General features: G+C 61.8%; 21 protein-coding genes. 16 read left to right on the top strand and 5 right to left on the bottom strand.

Annotation, left to right across the window (positions count from 1 at the left end; all coding sequences use genetic code 11):
- Positions 1-5: 5 nt before the first annotated feature.
- The 5 genes from ACTAQJ_RS13995 to ACTAQJ_RS13975 all read left to right on the top strand — a co-directional run bounded on the left by ACTAQJ_RS13995 (position 6) and on the right by ACTAQJ_RS13975 (position 5698).
- Complete coding sequence (locus tag ACTAQJ_RS13995; RefSeq protein ID WP_498696954.1) at positions 6-533, top strand: PadR family transcriptional regulator; 528 nt, start codon at positions 6-8, stop codon at positions 531-533.
- On the top strand, positions 530-1234 hold the full coding sequence (locus ACTAQJ_RS13990; protein ID WP_498696953.1) for an ABC transporter ATP-binding protein: 705 nt from the start codon (positions 530-532) through the stop codon (positions 1232-1234). The genes ACTAQJ_RS13995 and ACTAQJ_RS13990 overlap by 4 nt, the downstream gene beginning before the upstream one ends.
- The gene (locus ACTAQJ_RS13985) at positions 1231-3450 is read left to right on the top strand and encodes an FtsX-like permease family protein (protein WP_498696951.1); all 2220 of its coding nucleotides are present in this window, start codon (positions 1231-1233) and stop codon (positions 3448-3450) included. The genes ACTAQJ_RS13990 and ACTAQJ_RS13985 overlap by 4 nt, the downstream gene beginning before the upstream one ends.
- A gap of 257 nt (positions 3451-3707) precedes the next feature.
- Positions 3708-4907 (top strand): hypothetical protein, encoded by a 1200-nt coding sequence (locus ACTAQJ_RS13980; RefSeq protein ID WP_498696949.1) that lies wholly within the window; start codon positions 3708-3710, stop codon positions 4905-4907.
- 47 nt (positions 4908-4954) lie between these two features.
- Positions 4955-5698, top strand: a complete 744-nt coding sequence (locus ACTAQJ_RS13975) for a TrmH family RNA methyltransferase (RefSeq protein ID WP_498696947.1) — start codon at positions 4955-4957, stop codon at positions 5696-5698.
- A gap of 26 nt (positions 5699-5724) precedes the next feature.
- On the opposite strand, the gene ACTAQJ_RS13970 is transcribed toward ACTAQJ_RS13975, so the two are convergent.
- Positions 5725-6276: a pyridoxamine 5'-phosphate oxidase family protein gene (locus ACTAQJ_RS13970; protein WP_498696945.1), complete on the bottom strand. Its 552-nt coding sequence runs from the start codon at positions 6274-6276 to the stop codon at positions 5725-5727.
- A 191-nt stretch (positions 6277-6467) separates the two neighbouring features.
- On the opposite strand from ACTAQJ_RS13970, the gene fbaA reads away from it, so the two are divergent.
- Together fbaA and ACTAQJ_RS13960 are read left to right on the top strand one after the other, a co-directional pair.
- On the top strand, positions 6468-7487 hold the full coding sequence (gene fbaA / locus ACTAQJ_RS13965; protein ID WP_431117919.1) for a class II fructose-bisphosphate aldolase: 1020 nt from the start codon (positions 6468-6470) through the stop codon (positions 7485-7487).
- The gene (locus tag ACTAQJ_RS13960; RefSeq protein WP_216922107.1) at positions 7487-7909 is read left to right on the top strand and encodes a DUF3151 domain-containing protein; all 423 of its coding nucleotides are present in this window, start codon (positions 7487-7489) and stop codon (positions 7907-7909) included. Before fbaA ends, ACTAQJ_RS13960 begins: the two co-directional genes overlap by 1 nt.
- 140 nt (positions 7910-8049) lie before the next feature.
- Here the strand turns inward: ACTAQJ_RS13960 and ACTAQJ_RS13955 are convergent, their stop codons facing one another.
- Entirely contained in the window at positions 8050-8682 is a 633-nt protein-coding gene (locus ACTAQJ_RS13955) for a uracil-DNA glycosylase family protein (protein WP_431117920.1), read from the bottom strand.
- Between the two features lie 224 nt (positions 8683-8906).
- On the opposite strand from ACTAQJ_RS13955, the gene ACTAQJ_RS13950 reads away from it, so the two are divergent.
- The 7 genes from ACTAQJ_RS13950 (at position 8907) to ACTAQJ_RS13920 (ending at position 13987) form a co-directional block, all read left to right on the top strand.
- Positions 8907-9245, top strand: a complete 339-nt coding sequence (locus ACTAQJ_RS13950) for a hypothetical protein (RefSeq protein ID WP_498696938.1) — start codon at positions 8907-8909, stop codon at positions 9243-9245.
- 191 nt (positions 9246-9436) lie between these two features.
- Positions 9437-10051 (top strand): SipW-dependent-type signal peptide-containing protein, encoded by a 615-nt coding sequence (locus ACTAQJ_RS13945; RefSeq protein WP_498696936.1) that lies wholly within the window; start codon positions 9437-9439, stop codon positions 10049-10051.
- A 3-nt stretch (positions 10052-10054) separates the two neighbouring features.
- The gene (locus ACTAQJ_RS13940) at positions 10055-10714 is read left to right on the top strand and encodes a SipW-dependent-type signal peptide-containing protein (protein WP_498696934.1); all 660 of its coding nucleotides are present in this window, start codon (positions 10055-10057) and stop codon (positions 10712-10714) included.
- Complete coding sequence (locus ACTAQJ_RS13935) at positions 10711-11265, top strand: signal peptidase I (RefSeq protein WP_498696932.1); 555 nt, start codon at positions 10711-10713, stop codon at positions 11263-11265. Before ACTAQJ_RS13940 ends, ACTAQJ_RS13935 begins: the two co-directional genes overlap by 4 nt.
- Complete coding sequence (locus tag ACTAQJ_RS13930) at positions 11252-11938, top strand: hypothetical protein (RefSeq protein ID WP_498696930.1); 687 nt, start codon at positions 11252-11254, stop codon at positions 11936-11938. Before ACTAQJ_RS13935 ends, ACTAQJ_RS13930 begins: the two co-directional genes overlap by 14 nt.
- Positions 11935-12471, top strand: a complete 537-nt coding sequence (locus tag ACTAQJ_RS13925) for a hypothetical protein (protein ID WP_498696928.1) — start codon at positions 11935-11937, stop codon at positions 12469-12471. Before ACTAQJ_RS13930 ends, ACTAQJ_RS13925 begins: the two co-directional genes overlap by 4 nt.
- Before the next feature lie 226 nt (positions 12472-12697).
- Entirely contained in the window at positions 12698-13987 is a 1290-nt protein-coding gene (locus ACTAQJ_RS13920) for an adenylosuccinate synthase (protein ID WP_431117931.1), read from the top strand.
- Positions 13988-14077: 90 nt separating this feature from the next.
- Here the strand turns inward: ACTAQJ_RS13920 and ACTAQJ_RS13915 are convergent, their stop codons facing one another.
- Entirely contained in the window at positions 14078-15328 is a 1251-nt protein-coding gene (locus ACTAQJ_RS13915; RefSeq protein ID WP_498696923.1) for an MFS transporter, read from the bottom strand.
- A gap of 98 nt (positions 15329-15426) precedes the next feature.
- Between ACTAQJ_RS13915 and ACTAQJ_RS13910 the strand changes: the two genes are divergently transcribed.
- Together ACTAQJ_RS13910 and ACTAQJ_RS13905 are read left to right on the top strand one after the other, a co-directional pair.
- Positions 15427-16002, top strand: coding sequence for a TetR/AcrR family transcriptional regulator (locus ACTAQJ_RS13910; protein ID WP_498696920.1), 576 nt, complete (start codon positions 15427-15429; stop codon positions 16000-16002).
- A 28-nt stretch (positions 16003-16030) separates the two neighbouring features.
- On the top strand, positions 16031-16960 hold the full coding sequence (locus ACTAQJ_RS13905; RefSeq protein ID WP_498696916.1) for an NADP-dependent oxidoreductase: 930 nt from the start codon (positions 16031-16033) through the stop codon (positions 16958-16960).
- Between the two features lie 71 nt (positions 16961-17031).
- Here ACTAQJ_RS13905 and ACTAQJ_RS13900 read toward each other — a convergent pair whose 3' ends face one another.
- Positions 17032-17409, bottom strand: a complete 378-nt coding sequence (locus ACTAQJ_RS13900; protein ID WP_498696913.1) for a hypothetical protein — start codon at positions 17407-17409, stop codon at positions 17032-17034.
- On the bottom strand, positions 17409-18050 hold the full coding sequence (locus ACTAQJ_RS13895; protein WP_498696910.1) for a hypothetical protein: 642 nt from the start codon (positions 18048-18050) through the stop codon (positions 17409-17411). The genes ACTAQJ_RS13900 and ACTAQJ_RS13895 overlap by 1 nt, the downstream gene beginning before the upstream one ends.
- Positions 18051-18171: the final 121 nt, after the last annotated feature.

Below are 18171 nucleotides of genomic sequence, written 5' to 3'. Positions count from 1 at the left end.
GGGGTGTGAACAACTCACTCACCCTCCTGGGCCTTTTGAATCGCGAGCCTAGCTACGGCTACGACCTCAAGCACTCTTACGACCGATACTTCGGAGCGGGCAAGGCGCTGGCCTACGGACAGGTGTATTCCACGCTGGCGCGGATGGTCCGCGATGAGTTGATCCGGGCTTTGGGCGAAGAGACCGGCGGAGGTCCGGATCGAAAAAAGTATGCGATTACCGACGCCGGAGAAGCGACGGTGCGTGAGTGGCTCTTTACTCCTGACATTCCCTCCGAATCCCTGCAAAGCAACCTCTTTGCGAAAACCGTCATCGCACTGCTGTTGGATGACGACGCCGAGCGGTTGCTTGATGTGCAGCGCAGCCAGCACATGTCCCGGATGCGGGAACTGACCCGCGCGAAGAAGGAAGCAGGCCTGCTGCAGGTGCTGATGTGTGACCACGGTCTGTTCCACATCGAAGCGGACTTGAGATGGATCGACCTCACGGCTGCCCGCCTCTCCCAACTTAAAAAGGAGCTTCAGAGCGCATGATCACCAAAACACCCATCCTCAGTGCCCGTGGGTTGCGCCACTCCTTTGGTCCGACGGAGGCGCTCCGGGGAATAGACCTGGACGTTCATGCTGGGGAAGTGCTGGCCGTCATGGGCCCATCCGGATCCGGGAAGTCCACGCTGCTGCACTGCCTGGCGGGGGTCCTCGTGCCCGACGGCGGGACGGTGACGTACAACCCCGTTGATGAAGCGCCCTTGCACCTCAACGAACTGAACGAGACCAAGCGGGCCCGGCTGCGGCTGACGGACTTTGGATTCGTCTTTCAATTCGGGCAATTGCTGCCGGAGCTCAGCGCGGTCGATAACGTCAGCATCCCGTTGCTGCTTGACGGGATCAAACGCCCTGAAGCGCTGGAGCGATCCAGAGACATACTGCAACGTCTTGGCCTGGACGGACTGGGCGAAAAGCTGCCTGGCGAATTGTCCGGTGGCCAAGCCCAACGTGTCGCTGTTGGCCGTGCCTTGGTGACGTCCCCTGCGGTGTTGTTCGCCGATGAACCCACTGGTTCGTTGGACTCCCTCGCCTCGGAAAACGTACTCACCTTGATGCTCGATCTTGTCCGCGAAGCTGGCACAACGGTGGTGATGATCACCCACGATGCCCGAACCGCGGCCTATGCCGATCGGGAAGTCATTGTCCGCGATGGTGCTTTAGGCGCCGGATACAGGGTGTCCGCGTGAATACGGGACTTTTCCGCCTGGCGGTGGCAGGCAGCCGTTCCGCCTACGGCAGGTTGGCCGGAATCGCTGGAGGAGTCGCCGTCGGGGTCTGTCTTTTGTTGTTGCTCTGGGGTGGCGCCAACGGATTGCAAGCCCGGGACGACCGTGGCGCCTGGCTGCGGGAAACCGGGTATCCATCGGTTTCGGATTCGATCGATGCTTCGGGCGTTGCAGCTCCTGTCCTCTTGACTCAGGAAACAGTGCTCATGCGGAGCAATGGGCTGGAGATCTTTCGGGATCAACTCATTGAACGCCGCGATTTCGCTGCACTTCCGTCGGCCACTGTAGGCATCCCGGGAATCGGTAGCCCTCCGGAACCCGGGAGCTACTACGCCTCGCCGGCGTTGCAACGCCTGATCGAATCGACGCCGCCGGATCAGCTCCGAGACCGCTTTGGGAAGTTTGCTGGTGTGATCAACGACGCTGCCCTGCCCGGGCCGGATTCCCTGGTGGTCATCACGGGGGCCGCAGAGGCCGAGATCCGAAAGAGCGGAACCTCCTCGTTGGTTTCGGACTTCACAAGCAACCCGTACGGAGGCAGCGCCGCCTCCTACACCACGGTGCTCCTTATCGGAGCGATAGCAGTGTTCTTTCCCCTGTTGCTGTTGATCAGCATCGTCACAGATTTAGGAGCGGCGCAGCGACGGGAACGGTTTGCGACGCTGCGACTCATTGGGGCGTCACCCGGCACAGTCTCCCGCATTGCCGCCGTCGAAATTGCCATTCCCAGCCTGATCGGTGCCGCGATTGGCCTTGCCCTGGCGGTGATGTTAAGGCCTGCGACTGCCCAGATACCGATCAACGGCACCAGACTGTTTGCCGCTGATCTGACCACCGGATGGGCGGCCAATGTGGCGGTGGTGGCTGCAGTGGTGATGGCGTCTGCACTTGTCGCCGCCATTCGAACGGCACGTGCAGACGTTGGGCCTCTAGGAGTGACGAGGGCCGTTCATGAGAAGAAGCCCACAATTTGGCGGATGGTCCCGCTGGTCGTGGGACTCGCCTTCATGATTTTGGCGGTTGTTCTCATCCGTGTTCTGGAGTTTCGGCTGCCTTGGCTTGAGTCCCCGCTTCTGGTGGGTGGATTCATGATGGTCCTTGTGGGCATCGTTGTGATCGGCCCTTGGCTGACTCGCATGGTGAGCCGGATCGCCTTGCATCAGGCACGAAGCGCGGCCGCAATCGTTGCCGCAAGCCGTATTCAAAAGACTCCGGCCGCTATCTTCCGGTCCGTATCAGGGCTTGTGATTGCGGTGTTTGTTGTCTCGGTTTTCGCCGGAGCATCCAGCATCCTGCAATCCACCGAGAGCCCACAGCCGCGCCCCGGGTTGATGCAGCCCACCAGCCTCCACGCAACAATGAGGTCTGGAGAGACGCAGGTCCGGGTGGAGGAAACAGCCGCCGCTGCGAAGGAATTGCCGGGAATTCTCAGCGCCACCATTGGCTATGGCCCTGCTGTGCTTTCGGACCGGGGCGCCGGATCTGAGCTCTACTTCCGGGCCTCAGAAGCTCGAGCCTTGGGGTTCGAGGACATTCCAGCAGCAGAAACTGTTGCAGTGGACAGCGCCTTCCTGTACTTCTGGACAGCTCAGCCACTGGCGTTGACAGCGGCTCCCGATGAGACTCTGGCGGGCCTTGTTCCGGTTGTCATAGTGGTGGACACCGATGGCACTCCCGAAGCCATGGACCGCGCCCGGACTGCGTTGAGCCGCTCGGGCGTCACGGCCACGCCGGCGTCGTCCAAGTCTGACTTTCAATTGCAATCATCCAAACGCCTGATCCATGGCCTTGCCGTGCTTGCGTACCTCGGCATGTTCGTTGCGGTCGCCATCGCAGGGCTTTCACTCGCGGTGGGTACTGCCTCGGCCATACTGGACCGGCAAAGGGTTCTTGGGCTTATGCGTCTCATGGGGATGCCAGCGTCAATTCTGCGTCGAATCATTGCCCGGGAAGCTGCAGTTCCCCTCCTGAGCGTGCTGCTGCTTGCCATTGGCCTCGGGTTCCTCACGGCCTGGCTCATGGTCACGGCCCTCAACGACGCATACCAACTCTCCTGGCCGGAGCCCGGATACTTCATTGCCTTGGCTCTGAGCCTGGTCCTGGCACTCAGTGCTGTCATCGCCACCTTTGGCCTGATCCGGCGAACTACTTCCGTTACGGCTACACGCTTCGAATAAAAAGGCGGTTCGAAGGGAGACATCCCGTGGTGTGCCTGCGTGGGTAGTTCTGCCCATGTGGATATTCGGCTTTGACTTGCGTTGGGCGGCTCAGCCTCGACTACGCTTGTTCCGGCGCAGGCGTGCCACCACCGTGGGTCGGGGGATCGACATGGTGGATTTTTTGTGTCGCCGCACTTCAGCAGGTCCCCAGCACTGGATCGACAACCGGATATCCCCAGATACGCCGGTACTCAACGCATTTGAAAGGGCCTGTCATGAGCAACAAAAATGGAGTGCCGCAGCCTCCCTACAATCCCGACGGCGTGCCGCAGGTACGCTACGACACCGGCCAGGAGCAGTATCGGCAGTATCAGCCGGGCCAGACGCAGCCGATGTACCAGCCGGAAGCGCAGTACCAGCCGGAAGGCCAGACCCAGGCTTTTCCCACACAGCCGGCAGTGACCCAGGCTTTCCCCGCGCAACAATTCCCAACGCAGCAGGGTTACCCTGACGGCGAGTTCGCGGAAACCGTCCACCGATACCCACAAACTCAGCAGGGTCAACCTGGCTACCCTGGCCAGCCCGGCTACCCCGGCCAGCCCGGAGGACCCAGCCAGGGCCCGGGTGACCACAACAAAAAGGCGCTCTTCCTCATCCTCGGCGGGGTCGCCGTCGTCGTGATCATTGCGCTGGTAGTCGTGTTCGCATTGTTGATTCCTTCGGTGACCAAACCCGTGGCCGTAGAGAGTCCCGTGCCTTCGGCCAGTGCCTCCGACGAAGCTTCCGACGCAGCGACCGAGCCGTCTGAGGAACCCTCAGGCGAAGCAAGCGCATCCTCCGAGATTCCGGAGGGCGCTATCCCGCTGCCCAGCGTGTGGGAAGAATTCGCTGGCCCAACCAATGTTCCGGCCGACGGCGACCCGCTGTTCAGCAAGTGGGTCACGGGCGAGTCTTCCTTCCAGTACCTGGCCGAGTGGACGCATGACGAATCCTTCGGGATCACCAAGGACCCCACCACCGGTGAAGAAATCCAGAAGAAGGCCCAAGGCACGGTGGAGGCGGATGGCGACGGCATCGCCCTCGCTTATGCATTCTTCGCCGAGTCCGACGAAGGCAAGTTCGGCAAGGATCCGAAAGAGATCAAGGCCGCGATCGAAGATATCGAGGCCCGGTACAAGGGCATGACCGCCACGGAACTGCCCCAGAACCTGGTGGGCCACAAGTGCACTTCGGACTTCAAGACCTCGATGCCCGAGATCCGCGAATTCCGCCGTGGCGCAGCAGTGGTCATTGGCTTCACCTGCACCAACGCGCGCGGCGAAGAAATCCAGGCAGTCAACCTGTTCTCGGTTACGCCGTGGGGAACTCCGCAGATGCTGGGCGTTAGCGGGCACAAGACCTACTGGGATGCCCACCCCGGCCTGATGGAGCAGCTGGCCAACTCGTACCGCATCAACAAGTGGAAGATGGTCTAGGCGCTCGGGCAAAGAGGCTAAAGACCGGGCAGGGCTAAAGTTGAGGGGTGACTGACCTTCCCCCCAACACGGCCCTGCCCACCCCTGCCCACACCGCATCAGACGCTGACGGAACGGCGGAAGCTGACGGAACCGTGGAACTTAACGGAACCGCGGCAGAAGGCTGGACTGAAGCGAAGCCGGAGGTCGGCGTCGGGCCCTGGGAAGGCGAGTGGCCGGTTGGCGATCAGTGGGACCCGGACCTGCTCAGGGACGGCGACCGCCGCAACGTGGTGGACCAGTACAGGTATTGGAAGCACGAGGCGATCGTCGCGGACTTGGATTCCAAGCGGCACGAATTCCACATCGCGATCGAGAACTGGCAGCACGATCTCAACATCGGCACGGTTGTGCGCACCGCCAATGCGTTCCTCGCCAAAGAGGTCCACATCATTGGTCGACGCCGGTGGAACCGTCGCGGTGCCATGGTCACCGACCGCTACCAGCACGTCCGCCACCACCCCACTGTCGAGGAGTTTGTCCAGTGGGCGCAGGGGGAGGGGCTTGCCGTGATCGGCATCGATATCTTCCCGGATTCCGTGCCGCTGGAGACCTACGACCTCCCGGAAAAATGCGTCCTGGTGTTCGGGCAGGAAGGCCCGGGCCTCACGCCCGAGGTCCACGAAGCCGCCGTTGCTACGTTGTCCATTGAGCAGTTCGGCTCCACGCGTTCCATGAATGCTGCCTCTGCTGCGGCGATCGCGATGCACGCGTGGGTTCGCCGGCACGTGTTCCAGCAGCCGGTGCGTTAGCCTCCTTTTGCTGCCTGGGAGGCCGGCTACGCTTCGCTCGGAAATCCGGGTAGGCCGTCGATGCTCAGTGCGTTCCTCTCGGCTCGGTACGCAATCATGCCGTCCGTGCCCTTCTTCTCGGCCTGCAAGCGGAGAAGGTCACGCTCGCCAGCCATCTCCATGACAGGGGCGCCCCAGCCGCAGGAGTCACTGATACGTGTGACATCCACTGTGATGACGGCCCGCGTGCTCGGGTGTTCGGGGTGGAGAGCCACTACTTCTTCAAATGCTGCTTCACCGGGAAGGAACACCGAGCCTTGGCCGTGGAGGCGAACGATCCGGGGCCTGCTGCCGAACGAAGTGAACATGAGGCACACCCGGCCATTTTCCCGGAGGTGCGCGATGGTCTCGACGCCGCTGCCGGTGTAATCCACCCAACCCACCCGGCGAGGGCCCAGGACCGAGAAAGAGTCGTGGCCGCGAGGTGACATGTTCACATGTCCGTCTGCTCCCAGCGGCGCGGTCGCAACAAACCACATGGGCTGTTCCTCGATCCACGATTTGAGGTCCTTGTCGATGGATTCGAAGAGTTTAGCCACGGTCAAAGCATACAAACGAGCGGGCACCTTGTGCCGCAACATGGGGTTCAAATGCCAACCCGGCGGAAGTGTTAAGAGCCCCAGTGACCCGAAACACGGCGTCCCGGCGGATATCGCTAGGATGGGAGCTAGCCGTAAGCGGTCTACTCCAGGGTTACCAACCCACAGACGAATTCAGCATAGGAGTCACCATGCCCATTGCAACCCCAGAGATTTACTCCGAGATGATCGACCGCGCGAAGGCTGGCGGATTCGCTTTCCCCGCGGTCAACGTGACGTCGTCGCAGACTCTGAACGCTGCGATCCGCGGTTTCGCCGAGGCCGAATCCGATGGCATCATCCAGGTTTCCACCGGTGGCGCAGCCTACTGGTCCGGCGCTTCGGTCAAGGACATGGTTGCCGGTTCCCTCGGTTTCGCCGCGTTCGCCCGCGAAGTTGCCAAGAACTACAACGTCAACATCGCCCTGCACACGGACCACTGCCCGCAGGACAAGCTTGCAGACTTCGTTCTCCCGCTGCTCTCTGCTTCCGAGGAAGCCGTCAAGGCCGGCAAGGACCCCATCTTCAACTCGCACATGTGGGACGGCTCGCACGAGACCCTCTCCGAGAACCTGCGCATCGGCCGCGAACTGCTTGAGCGCGCAGCTGCAGCGAAGATCATCCTTGAGGTCGAAATCGGCACCGTTGGTGGCGAGGAAGACGGCGTTGAGAACGAAATCAACGAGAAGCTCTACACCACCACCGAAGACGCTCTCGCAACCATCGAGGCCCTGGGTGCCGGCGAAAACGGCCGTTACCTCACCGCCCTGACCTTCGGCAACGTGCACGGCGTGTACAAGCCGGGCAACGTCAAGCTCCGCCCGGAACTGCTCAAGCAGATCCAGTCCGAGGTTGGCGCCAAGATCGGCAAGGACAACCCCTTCGACCTCGTGTTCCACGGCGGCTCGGGCTCCTCCGAGCAGGAAATCGCTGACGCTGTTTCCTACGGTGTCATCAAGATGAACATCGACACCGACACCCAGTACGCGTTCACCCGCCCGGTTGCCGGCCACATGTTCTCCAACTACGACGGCGTCCTGAAGGTCGACGGCGAAATGGGCAACAAGAAGACCTATGACCCCCGCGTCTGGGGCGCTTCCGCCGAAGCCGGCATGGCCGCGCGCATCGTCGAAGCAGCCCAGCAGCTCGGATCGGTCGGCAAGACTTTCTAATGTCCGACGAATTCCGGAAGAACCTTATGGGGCCGGAGCCCACGCTCCTGCCCGCCGAAACCGAGATCTACCAGCACCTGGCTCTCGGCAAGGAAGCGCTGGACCTCGTGGAGAAAAACCCCACGTCGTCTCTTCTGTGGGCAATCCTCGCCGAGGAAGCCTGGGCTGAGGGCCGCACCATCGACTCTTACGCTTACGCCCGCGTTGGCTACCACCGGGGACTGGACTCGCTGCGCCGCAACGGATGGCGCGGTGTGGGACCCATCCCGTGGGAGCACGAGCCCAACCAGGGCTTCCTGCGCGCGCTTTACGCACTGGGTCGTGCAGCCGCTGCAATCGGCGAGCCCGAAGAGCCCGAGCGGATCGAGAAGTTCCTCAACGACTCAGACCCCAAGGCCAAGGCAGCGATCGAGGCCAGCTAAGGCCCGCGCTGCTATAGCACACGACGACGGCGGCCCTCACCAAAAGGTGGGGGCCGCCGTCGTTAGCTCGTTTTGGGGCCTGTTGTGCCTGCCTGGGCGTGTGCCAAGGGCGCAGGGCGGGCCCGCAACGAAGGGGGAGACTAAGCCTTGCGCGGGATCCCCGTGCGCGCCATTGCCTCGGCATAGGCGCCGTGGATGGCATCCAGGTATTCCTGCTGGCGGGCGGGGGTGCCAGCGAAGGAGCGGCCACCCAGGGAGCGGACCTTGAAGGTCTTGAAACCGCGGCGGGCGATGCTGGCAGGAGCGGCCTTCATCAATTGGTCAGCAAGGCGGTGTGCTTCATTGCCGTGTGCCACCAGGGCGGAGGTGCGCGGCAGGATTGCGAGCAAGCGCAGGAGCGGCTTCAAGCCTTCGGTGATGTTGGCCGGCGTCAGCTTGCCCGGTTCCTCGTTGGGCTCGATCCAGGGGTACGCGTTCCACGGCATCATGAGCTCGGGGCGGAGACCCAGCTGCCACTGCATGCCGAGCATGCGAGTGGCTGCTTCTTCGTCACCCGGGTTGATGAAACCTTCGCCGGAGTTGGTGCGCTGATTGGAGAAAAGGCTGACGATGCGGCAGTCATCCATGCTGTGGGCGGGGTCGATGTAGAGGACCTCGCTGCCCGGCTTCTGCTCCTTGATGGAGTCGCACAGCTCGTTGACCTCGGCGATGTGCGGTTCGTAGCGGCGGTTCCAGAGGATTTCTTCGGGTGATTCAGTCGCCAGTTCTTGCATCAGGGGTTTGGTCTCCTAGGTGTTACTGCGCGCACCTTTCCAAGGGGCCGCGGGCATGCCGCTGCCGAACCTCAAAGGGTGCTGTTGGGGGCTAACTAACCTTACCGGACTATGGGCCCTGCAGCACCCTGTTTCGGCGCGCCCCCAAATGAGACACGGCGTGTTGCCCGGCATCGTGGCGGACGTCTCCACGGTGGGGCGCGAATTCCGGCATGATTCGGGATATGGAGAGACGAGAATCATCCGCTGCCGCTATTTCCGCTTTCGAAGGGCTGGGGGCCGATCTGGCCGGGGCAGGTGTGGTGATGGGCAAGATGTTCGGTGCCACCTCACTGATGCTGAACAAGAAGGCGCTGGCTTGCCTGAACGGGGACAAGGTTGCCTTCAAATTGGGCAAGGACACCGCGGAACATGCGCGAGCACTGGCCCTCCCTGGTGCTGAACTGTTCGATCCCTCGGGAATGAACCGCCCTTTCAAAGACTGGGTGGAGCTCCCGTTGTCCTCACAGTCAGAGTGGCCTTCCTTCGCCGAAGCGGCGTTGCAATCCGCGGCAGGGGAGTGAACCGCCCTCCATGCTTCGCGCCGCCGTCGAGCCTGAACATTAACCCATTTGTGCAGGTCAAAGCCGTTGACTTTGACCTGCACAGATGATGGGTTGGGGCTACTGGTTTTGGGGGAACCTGTTCTGGAACCCCCGAATCCCGGCACCGGTCTTAGACAGCATCATTCGCATCATCTACCTCGGGGGTAAACGTGGTTGCATCAACAGAAGCGTCACCAGAATCAGGGCAGCGTCCCGGCAAAGCACCAAAAGTCCGAGCGATCCTGGCAGGTGGCCTGGTCCTCGGAGTGGGTGCGGCGATCACCTTGGCCGCGTGGAACAGCTCCGAGTTTGCCCAAGGCACCTTCACAGCAGGCTCCTTCAACCTCCAGGGAAGCATCAACGGAACCACCTTCACTGAGAATCCGGTGGGCTCACCCGCCACGTTGGCATTCACTACCAACCCGACCAACCTTTCGCCGGGCGACGTCGTAACCGCTCCGTTCGCTGTCAGGCTGGATGCGGCGTCAAGCTACGACGCCACGGTGACCATCTCCACGCAAGGATCCACGGGGTCCGTGGCAGGCCTGACGTACGAGCTCACGCAGTCTGAAGATTTTGGTTGCTCCGAAACTGTCACGGAAACATTGGTGGCGGCCGGGCAAACGCTGGGGACGACGCCGGCAAGCGTCACCTTTCCCTTGACTCAAGGAGCCGGTACTGACCCCGGAGCACCCGTGAACCTCTGCTTCAGGGTGACCGCCGGGGCAGTTGTCCAAGCCCAAACCGGATCCACTACGTGGGAATTCGCCGCACAGTCGCAGTGATCCATGGGTCATCGACGAGCAAAAACCAAGCACGGTGTAGTTTTCCTTCGCATCCGTGCGCTCCTCGCAGGGGCATTGGCGCTGGGACTTGGCGGCTCCGTCACACTCGCGTCCTGGACTGACAGCGACTTTGCCGGCGGTTCGTTTGGAACCAGCGTTTTCCAAACTGAATCCAATGTGACCAAGCCGTATGACGCCTTGGGTACATGGAGCACCAACGACGCTTCGCCCGGCGCCACTTTGGTGTTCGATGCTACCGCCATGAGCCCGGGCACCGTTTTCTATGCGCCGTTTGCCATCAGGACCAAGGCAACATCCATTGCCGGCGAGGTGGTGCTCGGGATTCCCGTGGTGACCAGCAGCGGAACGGGGGTCACAGACTTGGGTGCGGCGCTGCGGTATCGGGTAGTTCGATCAGCCACATGCCAGGCGTCGTCGTTCACAGGGAGCCCGAATTTTGTGGTGGGTAGCGATGGCGTCAAGCCTTTGACAATGGGTCAGGCAGCCGGCGTCGTGAATCCGCTGGCGGCGGCCACGGCGACCCTGCCCGGGGCAGCCACGCAATTCTGTTTTGAAGTGTCGCTTCCGGCAGGGGCAAACAATGCGCTGCAAGGCCAGACGGCAACCGCGACCTGGCAGTTCACTGCCACCTCAAGCTCATGAGGATGCGCAGTGGCCAGTTTCAGCACCGCTTGCGGGAAACGCTGCTGAACATTGCTGCCACGGGCGGCGCTGTCTGCCTCGTCGCCGTCGTTCTTGCAGTGGCGTTCAACATCACCCTGATCCTGTTCAAAACCGGTTCCATGTCGCCCACCATCCCGGCAGGTTCGCTGGCTGTGGTTCGCGAGATTCCGGCTGCGGACATCAAGATAGGCGATGTTGTCACGGTGGACCGGCCAGGAAAGCTGCCCATCACGCACAGGATCCAGACCGTTGGGCCGGCGGAGGGTGCTGCCCGCACCATCACCATGAAGGGTGATGCCAACGCCGAGGCTGATCCGGCGCCCTACGTCGTCGAGCGGGTCCGAATCGTCCTTTGGTCCGCCCCCGGCCTTGCCTATCCCATGGCTGCTGCCGCCAATCCGGTGGTGTTGGGCGCAACCACCGTCTGCGTAGCGGCGCTGGTGAGTTGGGTGCTCTGGCCCCGAAACGGCTCCCGAAACGGCTCAGGGCGCGGCCAGCGCCGCAAAAGAGGGCAACATGCTGCTGCCTAGGTTGGGGGCCTTGGCCGGGCTGCTCGCTCTCTTTTTGTTGGCTGCCATTCCGGCGCACGCCGAAGAAGGACCTTCCGGTTGGTTGGAGCTCGACGCCGGCCCGGCCGGGGAAGTTCATCGTCTCACCCCTGGCGGGAGGGCGGATTGGGCGGTGGACGTACAGGCACGGGGCGAGCCTGCCGGTTTGCTGGAAGTGTGGATCCAGCCGACCGAAACTGCAGGTCCGGATAGTGAATCCAGGGGACTTCGGGACTTCCTCAGCGTGCAATTACGGTCCTGTGAACAGCCATGGAATGGCACCATGTGCGCGAGCGGTGAACGGAGCTTGCTTGAGCCCACGGATCTAAATCTTGCCGAGGGCTTGAGGATCGACCTCATGAAAGACGGCAGCACCTGGTCAACCGGGTCCTACGTCCTTGTGAGTGCGGCGCTCGCGGAGGACGTTCCCGCAGAGTTCCAAGGGAGCCGCACACGGATTGTGCTGGGTGTCCATGGTTCGGGCGACGCGGCTGGAGATCCCAGCCCCGGCGCGGTCACCGCACGTCCGGGCGGGCCGCCGTCGTCCATTGGCTTGGCTGATACCGGCGCCAGGCTTGGTGGCGCTGCGATGCTGGGCGTGCTTGCAGTCGCCTCAGGGTTCGCCCTTGCTCGGTTGCGGGGTGCGCAGGCATGAAGAAGCGGCTCGGTCGGCTGGGTTCCGTGGTGGCGGCATTGTCCCTGCTGCTCTTCCCGTCCCTGCTCATCTCCGCCTCAAGCCCGCCAGAGGTGACGGAGGCGTCCTGGCAGCGGAGTGAATTCGGCACGGGTAGCTTCGGGACCATCACCATTCCGCCCGCAACCCTCAATGGCGACTGCCAGTACAACGCTGGGTTTCTTGGCACAGACGCCAACGTCCGGGTCTTTTGGAAACCGCCCGCCACGTACCCAAACCTGACGGACGCCGTGATTGATGTTCACCTGCTCACGGCAGGATCCCCGGTGACCACACTCCAGGGATATCCGGGAACTGCGAATACCACCGGGTCATCATCGGCTGGCTACACCACAGAGATTCCAGCTACGCTTCTTGGTGGCATTTTGGGGTTCAACACGCAGTTCCAAGTGGATATTTACATTACCGGGGCCGGGTGGAAGTCCACGCCCGTGTCGGTCAAGGCCAACGCGGGCTCGGTTGCCGGCCTCGGAGGATCCTGCACCAATCTCTGAGTCGTCGTCCCGGGCACTCCAAAACTTGGGCAAAACGTCCTTGAAAGGCTCCTTGACACAAGAGTTTCAGGCCCTATCGGCTAAACTTGGCTGGTAAGAGCCCCGAAACTCTTGCGTACGCTGCCGTCCGCGGCAGGCTGCACCGGTAAGTCGGGGCATTCTCATGTACGGCGTCGAGTCCTGGCCATCCGGCTTGGTCTCGCCCGAAAGAATGGGGGAGGATCCCATGCCCGCTATCGTGATCGTCGGAGCCCAGTGGGGCGACGAAGGCAAAGGCAAGGCTACCGATCTGCTCGGTGGCCGTGTTGACTACGTGGTTAAGCCCAACGGCGGCAACAACGCCGGGCACACCGTGGTGGTTGGCGGTGAGAAGTATGAGCTGAAGCTCCTTCCCGCGGGCATTCTGAGCCCCAACGCAATTCCGATTATTGGCAACGGCTGCGTGGTGAACCTCGAGGCACTCTTCCAGGAAATCGACGGCCTTGAGGCCCGTGGCGCGGACACCTCCCGCCTGCGCGTATCGGCCAACGCACACCTCGTCGCCCCGTACCACCAGGTCCTGGACAAGGTCACGGAGCGCTTCCTCGGCAGCCGCGCCATCGGCACTACCGGCCGCGGCATCGGCCCGGCGTACATGGACAAGGTGGCCCGCCTGGGCATCCGCGTCCAGGACGTCTTCGATGAATCGATCCTCCGCCAGAAGGTGGAAGGTTCGCTGCGCCAGAAGAACGAACTCCTGGTCAAGGTTTACAACCGCCGCGACATCGTGGTGGACGAGATCGTGGACTACTTCCTCTCCTTCGCTGAGCGCCTGCGCCCGCTGGTTATCGACAGCACGCTGGAGCTGAACAACGCGTTGGACGAAGGCAAGGTTGTGCTCATGGAAGGCGGCCAGGCCACGTTCCTGGACGTTGACCACGGCACCTACCCGTTCGTCACCTCATCCAACCCGACGGCGGGCGGTGCGTCGGTTGGCTCGGGCATTGGCCCTACCCGTATTTCCCGTTCCATCGGCATCATCAAGGCTTACACCACACGTGTTGGCGCCGGCCCGTTCCCCACGGAACTGTTCGACGAAATGGGCGTGTACCTGCAGAAGACCGGTGGCGAGTTCGGCGTGAACACCGGCCGTCCGCGTCGTTGCGGTTGGTACGACGCCGTGCTGGCGCGCCACGCTTCCCGCGTCAACGGCTTCACGGACTACTTCGTGACCAAGCTGGACGTCCTTACGGGCATCGAGCAGATCCCGGTCTGCGTTGCCTACGATGTTGACGGCGTTCGTCACGACGAAATGCCCATGACGCAGACCGAGTTCCACCACGCGGTGCCGATCTTCGAGTACTTCGACGGCTGGACCGAGGACATCACCGCGGCCCGCACCCTGGAGGACCTCCCGGAGAACGCCCGCAACTACGTGCTGGCTCTGGAAAAACTCTCCGGCACGCGCTTCTCGGCCATCGGCGTCGGCCCTGACCGGGACCAGACGATCGTGGTTCACGATTTGATCAACGACTAAGTTTCACTGCAATTTACGACGACGGCGGGTTACCCCCGGTTCCATGCTGGAACTGAGGGGTGGCCCGCCGTTTTGGTGAGGCCCTTTTGGTCACGGGATGACAGCGACCGCCTTCTCCGTAGCATCCGCCCTCAACCTCGCGGCCTGGACGATGATGCCCACTGCGGCAGAAACCATGATTGCCACTCCGTAGGCCTGCAGAGTGGGCACGAGCCCCCAGATCGGCGCGAGTAGTCCGGCGATGATGACCGGCACGCTGAACGCCAGATAGGTCGCCGTATAGATGGCGGAGAAGACACCCGCGCGTTGATGGGGCTGAACATGGGGAGCGATCAGGCGAAGTTGCCCTCCAAAAGAGCCCCCGAATCCGATACCGCCAAGTACTGCGCCGATCCAGACGACGGCAAGCCATTTTTCACTGACTCCCAGGAGGACCGCCACTATCCCCACCAGGATGAGCGACACTCCAACAAGCGAGCCATGCCGGGCAGGGTGCCGGGCGAACACAAATCCTGCAGCCGCCGCGGTGAATGGACCTAGGAACGTGGTGAAACCTGCCACCAGGCCGCCGTCCAAGGCAAAGTGCAGCCGGAGAATGGTGGGGAAGAGCCCGAGGAATAAGGCCGTGAACATCCATCCCCCAATGTGAACCGGGATACCTGCAGCAAATTCTCGGCGGATGCCAACTGGGAGACTGAGCCGGGGGGTGAGGGATCGGGCTGCCCCGGGGCGTTTTGGGGTTGTTTCGGCTGTGAAGCTAACAAAAACGATGGCCAGGAGCATGACGCCCGTGAGAATGGCGAAAATGAGCATGTTGGCGTCAGCTGTGAACTGAACCGCAGCGCCAGTCACGAGGGCTCCGATGCCCAGACCACCAGCCACCGACGCGCCGGCAATGCCGCCAGCGAGTTTTTTAAGGTGTGACGGTGCTTGCTCGGCGATGGCTGCGTTGAAAGCGCTGGTCGCAATCCCAGTGGCGATTCCTTGCAGGGCCCGCGCGATGATCACCCAGGTAATGGTGGATGCAACCATGAACGTGATCATGGAAATCAGCTCGGTGTAGAGAGCAAGCAGCATGACGGGGCGCCTGCCCAGATGATCCGAAAGTGAGCCTCCCACCAGCAGGGCTGCCAACAGACCTATTGCGTAGATGGCGAAGGCGAAGCTAAGGGTGGCGGCCGAAAAGCCCCACTCCTGCTGCCGGAGCGAGAGCAAAGGCGTGGGTGCCCCTGCCGCGAAAAAGAATGCGGCGAAGACCAACGCCAGCCCGGGAAAAGCCGTCTTGGCCGGGAAAGTGCGGGGTGGGCGCGTAGCGCGGGATGGTGACAATGTACGGGACAAGGGAAGACTCCTTAGACAGAACGGTCTAATTCCAGTTAGACAGACCTGTTCAATAAAGTCAAGAAATTTTAGACAGATCTGTCTGATATGCTTTTTGCATGGCCTCCACCAAACTTCCGGCTCGTCAGCGTCTCCTCGATGCTGCAGACAAGTTGTTTTATGCCGAGGGTGTCCACACTGTTGGCATTGACCGCCTTATCGAAGAGGCAGGCGTAGCCAAGGGCTCGCTCTTCTACAATTTTTCGGGCAAGGATGATCTCGTTGCCGCCTACCTGGAGGGTCGCGACCATCAACGGCGCGAACGCATAGCCAGGTTCCAGCAGGGCTTGGATGATCCTGTCGACAAGCTCTTGGCCATCTTTGATGCCCTGCAGGAAACGGTCTCGTCTCCCGGATGGAGGGGATGTCCCTTCGCCAATGCCAGCGCAGAGGCACTTCCCGGAAGCGTGGAGGCCGAGGCACTCCGGGCCTTCCGGGACTGGCTTTCAAACGCGATGCTTTCCCTCTGTGAAGAAGCAGGCTTTGTTGAACCGGCAGGTGTGGCCGCCCGGCTCCGGCTGCTCTACGACGGAGCTGTATCGAATTCAAATCTCGATGCGCAGCCAGAAGCTGTGGGCTGGGCCAAAGAGCTGGCCGCGAAAGTTCTGCGCGACTCACCTCGCGTGTCGGAATAGCCTTGCGGGGAGGGCAGTTGTCGCAAGAATGAAGGCAATTACCTATAGCGAGTATGGAAACCCGGACGTCCTTGAGCTGACCGAGCAGCCGATGCCTAAAGTGGGGCCGGGCATGGTCCTGGTGAAGGTAAAGGCGGCGTCGGTAAACCCGGTCGACTGGAAGATCATGGCCGGCTTCCTGGACTCTTTCATGGACCTCCAATTCCCGGCCATTCCCGGATGGGACGTCGCTGGAGTGGTCGAGTCCGTGGGAATCGACGCACCGCATTTCAAGCCCGGCGACGAAGTTATCTCTTATGGCCGCAAGGATTACGTCCACGGCGGCAGCTTTGCTGAATACATTGCGCTCCCGGAGCGGCTTCTTGCCAGGAAGCCGAGATCCCTGGATTGGAGCCAGTCGGCCGGGCTTCCTTTGGCCGGGCTTACGGCTTTCCAGGTGCTCAATCGCCTCGGGCTCATGGCGGGCGAGACGGTTTTGATCCATGGCGGTTCTGGCGGTGTCGGATCACTCGGCGTTCAGATCGCCGTGGCGCTCGGTGCGCGGGTCATCGCGACCGCCTCGGAAAGGAACCATGAATTCCTCAAATCCCTCGGAGCCGAGGCTGTGGCATATGGAGAGGGGCTGTCCGACCGCGTTCGTGCACTGAGTCCTGCTGGAGTGGACGTCGTGGCCGACTTTGCGGGTGGAAACCTCGAGGCGACGCTGAAGGTCCTGTCCGAGGGAGGCCGGCATGCATCCATTGCGGACAGTGAGGTGGAGGCGCACGGCGGAACCTGGATGTGGGTGAATCCTGTTGGTGCCGAACTGCAGCAGCTCGCTGACCTGGTGGACGAACACAAGATCCGGGTAGAGGCGGCGGAGACACTTCCCTTGGCCAAAGCGGCGGATGCCTTCCGGCTCAACATGGAAGGGCACACTCGCGGAAAGATTGTGCTCACCGTGGGCGGCGAGGCTTAATCAACCTCGGCCGCACAGTCCAGAATCTGTGTCGGGACTGTGCGGCCGGGCGGCTCTCACGTCACTCGGGGCTAAGTGCTTGCTGCGGGCCCATCCTTATGGAAGCGTCCGTACCGTTGAAGGAACAGATACATGGCTGCGAAAGTCAGAAGACCCAGAACGGGGCCTGCCCACAAGGCAATTGGCGTGCCGTGGATGAGAACCGCCGCGCCGCCGAAGACAGCCGCGACAATTCCCGCTCCTGGATTGGCCGTAGCCAGTTTCCCCTGAATGTCGCGGCCAAGTTGCCGGTAACGAATAGCCTGGAGCACAGCAAAGAGGATAAAGGCCGCCACCATGATCAATGACCATGGCGGGTCAGTCATCGCCACAACGCTGATAGTTATCCCGAACAAGCCTGACAATGCCAGCCAGTAATTACGTACGGTTGAATCAGTTTTCGTGCTCATCAGCACCCCCTGTTGAAATCAATCACGGATCCGGCGATGGCCATGGCTGCCGAGCAGCCCAAGGCGGCCATGGGGCCGAAGAAGCCCATCGCACCCCAGAAGGCCGCGTTTGTACCCCACCAAGCCCATAGGGCAGCCCATGCAGACGGGCACTGCGGAAACATCGGCTTCATGGCCGTTGAACCCTTGCCGCCACCGATCATCCTCGGTTCAGCTTTACTGAGCTTGGCGACCTTGGCATTGTTCTGACCATCCACTACTTCAAGGTTCAGATATCCGGAATCCGTCAGCGACACCAGTGCCTTCAAGACGTCGGTGGGCATGGACGCCGCAAGGAATTGTTGCTGCAAGCCGCCGTCGAAACGGCTGTCCGACGACAAATACTGTGTGAGCTCTTTCGAGCCCCGAATCAATTCCAGCCGCTTGGCGAAGCCTGAAGGGTCTGTAAGGCGGGCTTGCTCCAGCCGCTTCATCGCCTCGGCCTTCTGCGCATTCGTCGGCTCCAACAAAATCGCGCCTTCGCCACTGCCCACGATAGTGCGATTCCCCGCAGCGTTGGCCGGAGTCACTGAAGCGAAAACAACAGCAACCACGGCAATGAGCGTCGTCAGGAGTCGCAAAGTCCTGGACCAATGTGACACGTGAACCATCAAATCCCCCAAATCTAACGCTGGCCCGTTGGACCAGTCACTGAAGCCTCCTACCGAAGCACCAACCCCCTCGATTCGGCTAAAAGTATGGGCAGAAACGAGAAACCGCAAG

The organism is Arthrobacter sp. alpha11c, assembly GCF_054149985.1.
Note: the sequence above shows the minus strand (reverse complement) of the source record. Positions and strands in the feature narration are given on the sequence as shown.